The sequence below is a fragment of the Amycolatopsis panacis genome (assembly GCF_003600245.1).
Taxonomy (GTDB): domain Bacteria; phylum Actinomycetota; class Actinomycetes; order Mycobacteriales; family Pseudonocardiaceae; genus Amycolatopsis; species Amycolatopsis sulphurea.
This window is the reverse complement of record NZ_QZFV01000008.1, coordinates 1-12199: the sequence shown is the minus strand read 5'-3', so window position 1 is coordinate 12199 and position 12199 is coordinate 1. Positions and strand designations below refer to the sequence as shown.

At 71.8% G+C, this 12199-nt stretch carries 2 protein-coding genes; both read right to left on the bottom strand.

Going from position 1 to position 12199, the window contains the following annotated elements; translation table 11 throughout:
- Positions 1-7024, bottom strand: a 7024-nt coding sequence (locus D5S19_RS00425; protein WP_120021336.1) for a type I polyketide synthase, incomplete at its 3' end; no start/stop codon positions are given.
- A gap of 58 nt (positions 7025-7082) precedes the next feature.
- Positions 7083-12199 (bottom strand): type I polyketide synthase (locus D5S19_RS00420; protein ID WP_120021335.1); only part of this gene is annotated, 5117 nt, incomplete at its 5' end.

The following is a 12199-nucleotide window of genomic DNA, read 5'->3' as shown; positions in this document are numbered from 1 at the left end:
CCCGCTGCTGCGAAGGACCGTTCGGCGCAGTAAGACCGTTGGACGCACCGTCCTGATTGATCGCCGAACCCCGAACCACCGCCAGTACCCGATGCCCGTTGCGGCGAGCATCGGAAAGCCGTTCCAGCACCAGAATCCCGACGCCTTCGGCCCAGTTCGTGCCGTCGGCGGCGCCCGCGAAGGGCTTGCAGCGGCCGTCCGGCGCGAGGCCGCGTTGCCGGGAGAACTCGATGAACATGTTCGGTGACGCCATCACGTTCACACCCCCGGCGAGCGCCAGGGAGCACTCCCCCGAACGCAGCGCTTGCGCGGCGAGATGCACGGCGACCAGCGAAGACGAGCACGCGGTATCCACCGACACCGCAGGGCCTTCCAGCCCGAGCGCGTAGGACACCCGGCCGGAGACGACGCTGGAGAACGAAGCGGTGCCGAGGAATCCCTCCACGCTCACGGGAATCGCGCTCAGCCGGGAGATGTAGTCATTGGACAGTGCCCCCGCGAACACCCCGGTCGCCGTGCCGCGCAAGGTGACCGGGTCGATTCCGGCGCGCTCCAGCGCTTCCCACGCGGTCTCCAGCACCTGCCGTTGCTGGGGATCCATCGCCAGGGCCTCGCGGGGCGAGATGCCGAAGAAGTCGGCGTCGAAATCCCCTGCGCCTTCGAGGAAAGCGCCTTCCGAGGCATAGGTGGTTCCGCGGTGGTCGGGGTCCGGGTGGAACAGTGAGCCGAGGTCCCAGCCGCGGTCTCCGGGGAATTCGCCGACCCCGTCACGGCCTTCGGCGACCAGCTGCCACAGCTGCGCCGGCGAGGTGACTCCGCCCGGGTAGCGGCAGCCCATGCCGACGATGACGATGGGGTCGGTTCCGGAGACCGTCGCGCCGGGCGCCGCTACGGCCGGGGCCGCTTCGTCGCCGGCGAATTCCGTGCGGAGGAAGGTCGTCAGCACGGCCGGGGTCGGGTGGTCGAAGATCAGCGTCGCCGGCAGCCGGAGACCGGTCGCGGCGCCGAGCCGGTTGCGCAGCTCGACCGCGGTGAGCGAGTCGAAGCCGATTTCGGTGAACGCGCGGCCGGCCTCGATCGTCTCGGCGCCCGCCTTGCCCAGCACCCGCGCGACCTCCCGCCGGACCAGGTCCAGCAGCAGCCGGTCCTGATCCGCGCGTGCCATCCCGGCGAGTTTGCGCTGCAGCTCACCGGCCCGCTCGGCGGTGGCGGCGTTCGCCTTGCCCCGGCTCGACACGCCGACGAGGCTGCGCAGCAGCGGCGAGATCGGCGCGTCCGCCGCATTCGCGCGTACGGTCGCGCGGTCCAGTTTCAGCGCGAGCAGGACCGGGTGGTCGATCCCGATCGCGCGGTCGAACATGGCCAGTCCCTCGTCCGCGGGAATCGGAGGGAAACCCGTGCGGCGCAGGCGTTCCTCGCCCTCTTCGCCGAGTCCGCCGCGCATTCCGCCGGACCACAGTCCCCACGCGAGCGACTGCGCGGCCAGCCCTTCGGCACGGCGGCGGGCGGCGAGTCCGTCGAGGAATCCGTTCGCCGCGGCATAGTTGCCCTGCCCGCCGTTGCCGAGCACGCCCGCCGCCGAGGAGAACTGGACGAACCAGCGCAGCGGCAGATCCGCGGTCAGCTCGTGCAGGTGCCAGGCCGCGTCCAGCTTCGGCGCGAAGACCCGGTCCACCCGCTCGGGGGTAAGTGCGTCGATCGTGCCGTCATCGAGCACTCCCGCCGCGTGTACGACGCCGGTCAGGGGGTGCTCGGCCGGGATGGTGGCGAGCAGGTCGGCGAGCGCCGCGCGGTCGGCGCAGTCGCAGGCGGCGACGGTGACCTCGGCACCCAGCTCGCGCAGCGCGGCGGTCAGGTCCGCGGCACCGGGGGCATCCGGGCCGCGGCGGCTGGTGAGCAAGAGGTGCCGCACGCCGTGCCGGGCGACGAGGTGCCGGGCGAGCAGGCCACCGAGACCGCCGGTACCGCCGGTGATCAGCACCGTGCCCGAGGGCTCGGGTCCGCGCGGCACGCTCAGCACGACCTTGCCGATGTGCTGGGCCCGGCTGAGCAGCCGGAACGCCTCCGGTGCCCGCCGGACGTCCCACACGCGGGTGGGCAACGGCGTGAGCGCCCCCTGTTCAAACAGGGTTATCAGGTCGGCCCACATACGGGTGAACAGCTCCGGGCCGGCCTCGATCAGGTCGTACGGGCGGTAGTGCACGCCGGGGTGCCGCGCGGCGATCTCGCCGGGATCGCGCAGGTCCGCCTTGCCCATCTCAAGGAACCGTCCGCCACGCGGCATGAGGCGCAGCGACGCGTCCACGAAGTCGCCGGTCAGCGCGTCGAGCACGACGTCGACGCCACGGCCGCCGCTGGTGGCGAGGAAGTGTTCCTCGAAATCGAGCGTGCGAGAGCTGGCGATGTGGCCTTCGTCGAGCCCCGCTTCGCGCAGGATGTGCTGTTTGCCTTCGCTGGCGGTGCTGTAGACCTCGGCGCCGAGGTGCTTCGCGAGCTGTGTCGCGGCCATGCCGACGCCACCGGCGCCCGCGTGGATCAGCACGGACTGCCCCGCCTGCAGCCCGGCCAGCTCGGTGAGTCCGTAGTAGGCGGTGAGGAACACCAGCGGCACGGACGCGGCGGCTTCGAACGTCCAGCCCGCCGGGATCCGCGTCACCATCGCACGCCGCGCTGTGGCGACCGGGCCGATGCCGCCGACCGCGACGCCCATCACGGCCTCGCCGATGGCCAGATCGTCCACTTCGGACCCGACTTCGAGCACCACCCCGGCGACCTCGTTGCCCAGCGGTCCGGGCTCCTCGGCGAACATGCCGAGCACGTTGAGCACGTCGCGGAAGTTCAGGCCCGCCGCGGCGACGCCGATCCGGATCTCCTGCGGTGCCAACGGTTCCAGCGCCGGTGGGAACGGTTCCAGCCGCAGGTTCTCCAGGGTGCCGCGGCCGTCCATGCCGAGCCGCCAGGCCGGTTCCGCGGGCGGGATCAGCTCGTCGGTGCCGGGCAGCGCGGCCAGGCGCAGGGCGGCGAACGCGCCTTCGCGCAAAGTGAGCTGTCCTTCCCCGGTGTCCAACGCCGTCGCCAGCTCGGCCGGGCTCAGTTCACCGGTCTCGGTGTCGACAAGCACGAAGCGGCTCGGCTGTTCCGACTGGGCCGAACGGACCAGGCCCCACACCGCCGAAGCCGCCGGGTCGACGCGGCCGGAGTTCACCGCGTCCCGGGTCAGCACAACCAGCCGGGACCACTCGAACCGCGGTTCGGCAATCCACTGCTGCACCACGGCGAGGACTTCGTGGACGGCGGTGTGCGCCGCCATCACCCGATCGCCGTAGGTCCGGACCGGGAGCACGACCACCGGTGGGACGGATTCCCCGAGATCGGCGTGGAACGCCCACTCCGGCACACTGTCCGGTTCGGACACCACGACCGGAGTCCATTCCAGACGCAGCAGTGAGTCCATTTCGGATGGATGAGCCGCGGTGAGCTGATCAGCGGAGATTTCGCGCAAGGACAGCGAACCGACAGTGACGACCGGCGCACCCGTGCCGTCGGCGGCTTGCAGGCTGACTGTCCCGGATTGCCGGGGCGTGAGCCGGAGCCGCAGCGCAGTGGCGCCGGTGGCGTGCAGAGCGACGTCCTGCCAGGCGAAGGGCAGCTTCGCGGCGGCCTCCTCGTCGCCCATCAGGCCGATCGCGTGCAGACCGGCATCCAGCAGTGCCGGGTGGAGGCCGAACTTCTCCGCGTCGGCCGGTTCGGGCAGCTCGGTTTCGGCGAAGGTCTCCTCGCCGCGGCGCCAGGCGGCCCGTAATCCTCGGAAGGCCGGCCCGTACTGCAAGCCCGCGGTAGCGAACGCTTCGTAGACGTCGTCGATCGCGATCGCGGTGGCCCCCGCGGGCGGCCATTCGGCGAGGTCGAACCCGGCAGCGGGCGCTGTCGCGGCGAGCACACCGGAGGCGCGCAGCGTCCAGGCCTCGTCCCCGGCGCGGGCGTACAGCGAGACCGGGCGGCGGCCGGATTCGTCCGGCGCGGCGAGGACCACCTGCACGTCGAGCGCGTCGGCCAGGATCATCGGCTCGGCCACGATCAGCTCTTCGAGGTATTCGTAACCGGCCTCGTCACCGGCGCGCAGGGCCAGTTCGACCAGCGCGGTCCCGGGGAGGAGCGCGGTGCCGCCGACGGCGTGATCGGCCAGCCACGGGTGGGTGGCCGTCGAGATCCGGCCGGTGAAGACCAGCCCGGCGCCGTCGGCGAGGGTGACCGACGCGCCGAGCAGCGGGTGCCCGGCGTCAGTGAGGCCAAGCCCGGCCGGATCGCCGCCCGGGCCGGTGGACCGCAGCCAATAGCTTTCGCGCTGGAACGGATAGGTCGGCAGCTGCGCGACGCGGGCGCCAGTGCCGTCGAAAAAGGTCGGCCAGTCCACACGGCCGCCGCGCAGATGCAGCTCAGCGAGCGCGCCGAGCGCCGTAGTTGGCTCCGGCCGGTCGCGACGCAGCAACGGCACGGTGAGCGTGTCCTCGTCCGGCAGGATGCGCGCGACCATCCCGGCGAGCACGGAATCCGGGCCGAGTTCGAGGAACCGGGTGACGCCCTCGGCGCGCAGCCAGGAGACGCCATCGGCGAACCGGACCGGCTGACGGACGTGCCGGGGCCAGTACGCCGCCGTGGTGACCTCGTCCGGGCCGGCGAGCCGTCCGGTCACATTGGACACCACGGGAATGCTCGGAGTGGCATAGGAAACGCTCTCGGCGATCTCGCCGAACTCGGCGAGCATGCCGTCCATGCGTGGCGAGTGCGAGGCGTGCGAGATCCGCAGCCGCTTGATCTGCCTGCCGCGGGCGGCGAATTTCCCGGCCACCGCTTCGGCGGCGGCCTCGTCACCGGAGAGCACCAGTGCGTCCGGGCCGTTGATCGCCCCGATCGTGACACCGCCGGTCAGCTCGGCGCTGACCTCCTCCTCCGTGGCCTGCACCCCGATCATCGCCCCACCCGCGGGCTGGGCCTCCATCAGCCTGCCTCGCGCGGCGATCATCGCGGCGGCGTCGGCGAGTGGCCACACCCCTGCGCAGTGCGCGGCGGCCAGCTCGCCGGACGAGTGGCCGACGACGTAATCCGGGCGGACACCCCAGGATTCCAGCAGCCGGAACAACGCCACCTGGAGCGCGAACATCGCCGGCTGCGAGTACGTCATGCGGTCCAGCGGCGCCCGGTCCTCGCCGAAAACGATTTCGGCCAGCGGGCGGTCCAGGTGTTCGTCGAGCGCGGCGACAGCGGCGTCGAACGCCTCGGCGTACACCGGGAAAGCGTCGTAGAGTTCGCGGCCCATCCCGCACCGCTGGGAGCCCATGCCGGTGAACAGGAAGGCGGTCCGGCCGACCAGCGGGGCACCTTCGACGACGTTCACCGCGGGTTCTCCGGCGGCCAGCGCGGTGAGACCGTTGACCAAGTCCTGTTTGGACGAGCCCAGCACCGCGGCCCGATGTTCCAGCGCGCTGCGCGTGGTGGCCAGCGACCAGGCGAGGTCGAGCGGTTCCGCTTCCTCCACTGTGGACACGAGCTGCGCGGCCTGCGCACGCAGACCCGCTTCACTGCGGCCCGAGAGCACCCACGGCAGCACCGCCGGCGGATTGCGCACAGCGGCGTCCTTTTCGGACGGTGCGGAGGCCTGTTCGAGGATCAGATGCGCGTTGGTGCCGCTCATCCCGAACGAGGACACCGCGCAGCGGCGAGGGCGACCCGGCGTGGTCCACGGCCGGGACTCGGTGAGCAGCTCGACCGCGCCCGCCGCCCAGTCCACGTGCGGGGTCGGCTCGTCCACGTGCAGGGTCGCGGGCAGCACGCCGTGCCGCATCGCCTCGATCATCTTGATGATCCCCGCGACGCCCGCGGCGGCCTGGCTGTGCCCGATGTTGGACTTGATCGACCCCAGCCACAGCGGTTCCCCGCGGTCCTGGCCGTAGGTCGCCAGCAGGGCCTGCGCCTCGATCGGATCACCGAGGCGCGTGCCCGTGCCGTGTGCCTCCACCGCATCGATGTCCGAAGTGGACAGACCGGCGTTCGCGAGCGCGGCCCGGATCACGCGTTGCTGCGAAGGACCGTTCGGCGCGGTCAGGCCGTTGGACGCACCATCCTGGTTCACCGCTGAGCCGCGCACCACCGCCAGGACGCGATGTCCGTTGCGCTGCGCGTCGGAAAGCCGTTCCAGCAGCAGCATTCCGACGCCTTCGGCCCAGCCCGTCCCGTCGGCGGCGGCGGCGAACGCCTTGCAGCGGCCGTCCGCGGCCATTCCACGCTGGCGGGAGAACTCGATGAAGGTCTCCGGGGTCGCCATCACGGTCACCCCGCCGGCCAGTGCCAGCGAGCACTCGCCGGACCGCAGTGCGTGCGCCGCCAGATGGACCGCGACAAGCGAGGAGGAGCACGCCGTGTCGACCGTGACCGCGGGTCCTTCGAGCCCGAGCGTGTAGGACACCCGCCCGGACAGCACACTGGCCGCGGTTCCGGTGCCGAGGAACCCTTCCACCTCGGCGGCAGAGGCAAGCCCGGACACGTACTCCGTGCGCATCGCCCCGGCGAACACCCCGGTGTCGCTGCCCTTCAGGGAAGCAGCGTCGATTCCGGCGCGTTCGATGGCCTCCCAGGTGACCTCCAGCAGCAGCCGCTGCTGCGGGTCCATCGCCAGCGCCTCCCGTGGCGAGATTCCGAAGAACTCCGCGTCGAATTCGTCGGCCTCGGGCAGGAATCCCCCGGCGTCGGCGTAGCTGGTGCCCGGGTGATCCGGGTCCGGGTGGTACAGCGAACCGAGATCCCAGCCACGGTTGACGGGGAAGCCCGACATGCCGTCGGTCCCCTCGGCAACCAGACGCCAGAGCCGGTCCGGAGTATCGGCGCCGCCCGGGAAACGGCACGCCATTCCGATGACGGCCAGCGGCTCCGAACCGCTCTCCTCGGCCTCGCGCAGGCGCCGCCGGGTGTCCCGGAGTTCGGTCGTCAGCCGCTTCAGGTAGTCGAGGGTCCGATCTTCGGTGGTCATGCCGTGGTCCTCCCTCACCGCCGGTGCCCCGCACCGGCGCCGCGCCCGGAGCTTTCGGTCAGAGTTCCTTGTCCAGCAAGGCGAACATGTCGTCCATGGTCGCCTCTTCCAGATCGGCGTTCGCGTCCTCGCCGCTGTGCGCGGTCTTGTCCTGCCACAGCGAGACCAGCTGCCGCAGCCGCGCGCCGACGCGGTCGCCGTCCTCGCCCGCCGGATCCAGTGCGGCCAGCGAGGCCGCCAGTTTCGCGATCTCCCCGTCGACGCCGGTCTCCTGGTCGTCCCCGGCGGCGGGGACCACTTCGGACTGCAGGAATTTCGCCAGTGCGTCGGGGGTCGGGTAGTCGAAGATCAGCGTGGTGGGCAGCCGCAAACCCGTTGCGGCACCGAGGCTGTTGCGCAGCTCGACCGCGCTGAGCGAGTCGAAGCCCAGCTCGGTGAACGCGCGGGACGGCTCGATGGCCTCCGCGCCGCTGTGCCCGAGCGCCACCGCGGCCTGCCCGCGGACCACGCTCAGCAGCACCGTTTCCGCGTCCGCCGGGGAAAGCCCGGCCAGCCGCCGCTTCAGCTCGTCCGCCTGAGCCGCGCCGCCCGCCGCCGCGGATCGACGGCCGCCTGCCCTGGCCAGCGCCCGCAGCAGCGGCGGTACCGGCGACGCCTTGGCGTGCGCCCGCAGCCCGGCGACGTCCAGCTTCACCGGTACCGCGACCGGCGCCGGCATCGACGTTGCGAGGTCGAACAGCGCGAGCCCTTCGGCCGGGCTGAGCGCCCCGACTCCGTCCCGGCCCATGCGGCCGGAGTCGGCTTCGCCGCCCATCCCGTCGGCCCAGAGGCCGTAGGCGAGCGAAGTGGCGGGCAGGCCATGCACCCGCCGGTGCTCGGCGAGCCCGTCCAGGAAGGCGTTGGCCGCGGCGTAGTTCGCTTGCCCCGGCGCGCCGAGCACGCCGGCGGCCGAGGAGAACAGGACGAACATCGCCAGGTCGCGATCCCGGGTGAGGTCGTGCAGGTGCCAGGCCGCGTCCACCTTCGGACGCAGCACACCGGCCAGCCGTTCCGGAGTGAGCGAGGCGAACAGGCCGTCGTCGAGCACGCCGGCCGCGTGCACCACCCCGGTGAGTACCGGGATGCCGTCGAGCAGGGCCGCGAGCGCGTCCCGGTCGGCGGCGTCGCAGGCCTCCACCCGCACGTTCGCACCCAGCGCGGTCAGCTCGGTCACCAGCTCCGCGGCACCCGGCGCTGCGGCGCCACGGCGGCTGCTCAGCACCAGCTCGCGCACCCCGTGCTCCCGCACCAGGTGCCGGGCGAGCGCCGCGCCGAGACCGCCGGTCCCTCCGGTGATCAGCACCGCACCGGCCGGGTCGAGTCCGCGCGGCACCTTCAGCACGACCTTGCCGACGTGCCGGGCCTGGGACAGGTACCGCAATGCGTCCGGCGCCTGCCGGAGGTCCCACGTCCGGATAGGCAGCGGGGTGAGCACGCCGGTGTCGAACAACGCGATCAGCTCCTCCCACATCGCCGCGATCCGCGGGTGACCGGCCTCCATGACGTCGAAGGCACGGTAGGTCACACCGGGATGGTGCCCTCCGGCGTCGCCCTCGGGGCGGACATCGGTCTTCCCCATTTCCACGAAGCGCCCACCGCGCGGTAACAGCCGCAGGGAGGCGTCGACGAATTCGCCGGCGAGCGCGTTGAGCACCACGTCCATCCCGCGCCCGCCCGTGGTGGCCAGGAACTTCTCCTCGAACTCCAGCGTCCGGGAGGACGCGAGGTGCTCCTCGTCCATGCCCGCCGCGCGCAGCACGTCCCATTTGCCGACGCCGGCCGTGCCGAACACCTCGGCACCGAGGTGGCGGGCGATCTGGGTGGCCGCCATCCCCACGCCCCCGGCGGCGGCGTGGATGAGCACGGATTCGCCGCGGGACAGCCTGCCGAGGTCGGTCAGTGCGTACCAGGCGGTGAGGAACACCAGCGGCACGGACGCCGCCTCCTCGAAGCTCCACCCCTCGGGTATCGGCGCGAGCAGCGGGCGCTCGACGAAGGTGATCGGGCCGAATCCGCCGTAGACCAGGCCCATCACCCGGTCACCGGGCTTGAGGTCGGTGACCTCGGGGCCGACCGCGAGCACCACTCCGGCGGCCTCGTAGCCGGGCAGCCCGGCATCTCCGGGGTACATGCCGAGGAGGTTCAGCACGTCGCGGAAGTTGGCGCCCGCCGCGCGCACCTCGACCCGGACTTCGTCCGCGCGCAGGGGTTCGAGCACCTCCGGATAGGGCTGGAAGGCCAGCTGGTCCAGCGTGCCGCGAACCGGCGAGTCGAGCCGCCACGCGGGCTCGCCGACCGGCGGGACGAGATCCGCGAATGCGGTCGACGGCTGCAACCGGCAGGCGTGCAGCACCCCGTCGCGGACCGCCAACTGGGTCTCCTCGCCGATCCCCGCGACAGCCAGCTCGACCGCGTCTTCTCCCGGCGCGTCGACCAGGACGAGCCGGTCCGGGTTCTCGGACTGGGCGCTGCGGAGCAGGCCCCACACCGAAGCGGCGACCGGATCGATCTCGTCCGCCGCGGTGACCGCCACCGCGTTCCCGGTCAGGACGACGAGCCTGCTGTCCACCGTGGACTCGTCGGCAAGCCATTCCTGGACCGTGCCCAAGGTTGCCGAAAGCACCTCCTGCACCGCGTCCGGAACATCCTTTGTGGACCGATCTGCCGGAAGGACCACGACCGGTGGCACGGTTTCGCCGACGTCCCGCTGGTACGCCCAGGCGACCGGTTCGCCCGGTTCCACCGGGACCCAGCCGAGCCGGAACAGCGAGTCCGCTGTGGACGGTTCGGTATTCAGCTGTGCCGCGGAGATCTCCCGCAGCATCAGCGAGCCGACGGTCAGCACCGGCGCCCCGGTGGGGTCGGCCAGCTCGATCCGGACGGACTCGGCCCCGGTGCTCGTGACGCGGACCCGCAGCGCGGTCGCGCCGGTGGCGTGCAGGGCGACGTCCTGCCAGAGGAACGGCAGCCGGGTGACCTGCTCGGCGTCGGCGGGCAACAGTCCGATCGCGTGCAGGGCCGAGTCGAGCAGCGCGGGGTGGATGCCGAACTTCGCGGCGTCACCGGCCGCCTCCGCAGGCAGCGCCACTTCGGCGAGCACGTCGTCGCCGTGCTGCCAGGCGGCCTTGAGGCCCTGGAACACCGGACCGTAGCCGAGACCGGCCGTGCCCAGCTCCTCGTAAAGGGCGGCCACGTCGATCGGCTCGGCCCCCGGCGGCGGCCAGGCCCCGGCCGTTGCGGAGGGACCGCGTTCTTGCGCGGCGAGCAGACCGGTGGCGTGCAGCGTCCACGGCTGCTCGGCCGGAGCGTCCTGCTGTCGCGAGTAGACTGTTACCTCGCGTTGTCCCTCCTCTGTGGACTCTCCGAGCACGATCTGCACGGCGAGACCACCGGTGTCCGGCAGCACCATCGGTGCCTGCAGGCTCAGCTCCGCCAGACGCGGGCAGCCCAGCTCGTCGCCGGCCCGGGTGGCCAGTTCGACCAGCGCCGCGCCCGGTACCAGCGTCGTCCCGAGCACGATGTGGTCGGCCAGCCACGGCTGGGCCGTCCGGGCGAGACGGCCGAAGCAGATCAGCCCGTCGCCGCCCGCGGTCGCGACCGTCGCGCCGAGCAGCGGGTGCTCCGCCGCCGTCAGACCCAACCCGGCCGCGTCCCCGGAAGACGGGGCGACGTCGAGCCAGTACCGCTCGCGCTGGAAGGCGTACGTCGGCAGATCGACGCGACGGGCACCGGTCCCGGCGAAGAAGACCTCCCAGTCCACAGTGGACCCGTTGGCGAACAGACTGCCGAACGCGGTACCCGCCGAGCGGGCCTCGTCCCGGTCCTTGCGCAGCATCGGGACGAACACTCCGTCGGCACTGTCCTGTCCCATCGCGGACAGGACCGCGTCCGGCCCCAGTTCCAGGAAGGTCGTGACGCCCTCCGCGGATAATGCCGAGGCGGCGTCGGCGAACCGGACCGTCTCGCGCACCTGCCGGACCCAGTACTCGGGATCGGTCAGATCCGCGCCGAGTTCCACCGTGGACACGATCGGGATCGACGGCTCGTGATACGTCAAACCCCCCGCCACCTCCCCGAACTCGCCCAGCATCGGATCCATCAACCCCGAATGGAACGCATGCGACACCGCCAACCGCCGCGTCCTACAACCCGCATCCCCCAGCCGCCGCGCCACGTCAAGCGTCGGACCCTCCGTTCCAGACAGCACCACCGACCGCGGCCCATTCACCGCCCCCAACCACACCCCACCGTCGGCCGTGAAGGGACCCTTCACAGCCCCACAGTCCGTGAAGGGTCCCTTCACAGACCCCAAACCCGACAGGAACGGCGCAACCTCATCCGCCGACGCCTCCACCGCCACCATCACCCCACCCGCAGGCAACGCCTGCATCAACCGCGCACGCGCCTCCACCAGCCTCGCCGCGTCTTCCAGGGACAACACCCCGGCGACATGCGCCGCAGCCAACTCACCAATCGAATGCCCCACCAGGAAATCCGGACGAACACCCCACGACTCCAGCAAACGGAACAACGCCACCTCAAGGGCGAACAACGCAGGCTGAGCATTGCCCGTCTCATCAAGATCACCACCCACCGGCAACAGTTCGCACACCTCGTCGTAGGCCGCGGCGAAAGCCGGGAACGCCGCGTAAAGCTCGCGACCCATACCCGGCCGCTGCGAACCCTGACCCGTGAACAAGAACCCGAGCCTGCCGGGCGTCGCGCGCCCGGTCACCACGTCGGGTGCCGCCGCACCCTCGGCGAGCGCACGCAACCCGGTCCGGTCACCCAGCACCACGGCGCGGTGCTCGTGTGCGGTCCGCGTGGTCGCCAGTGAGTACGCGACGTCGAGCGGATCGCCTGCCAGGGACAGAAGGCGTTCGGCCTGGGCACGGACCGCCTCCTCGGTGCGTCCGGAAAGGACCCACGGCAGCAACGCCGGTACGGTTCCCTCCCGTGGCTGCATCGGGACTTCCGGTCCCTGTTCCAGAATCACATGGGCGTTGGTGCCGCTGATCCCGAACGACGACACCGCCGACCGTCGCGGACGTTGCACCCGCGGCCACACGCGTTCTTCAGCCACCAGTTCGACCCCGCCCGAAGACCAGTCGACGTGCGGCGACGGCTCGTCAATAT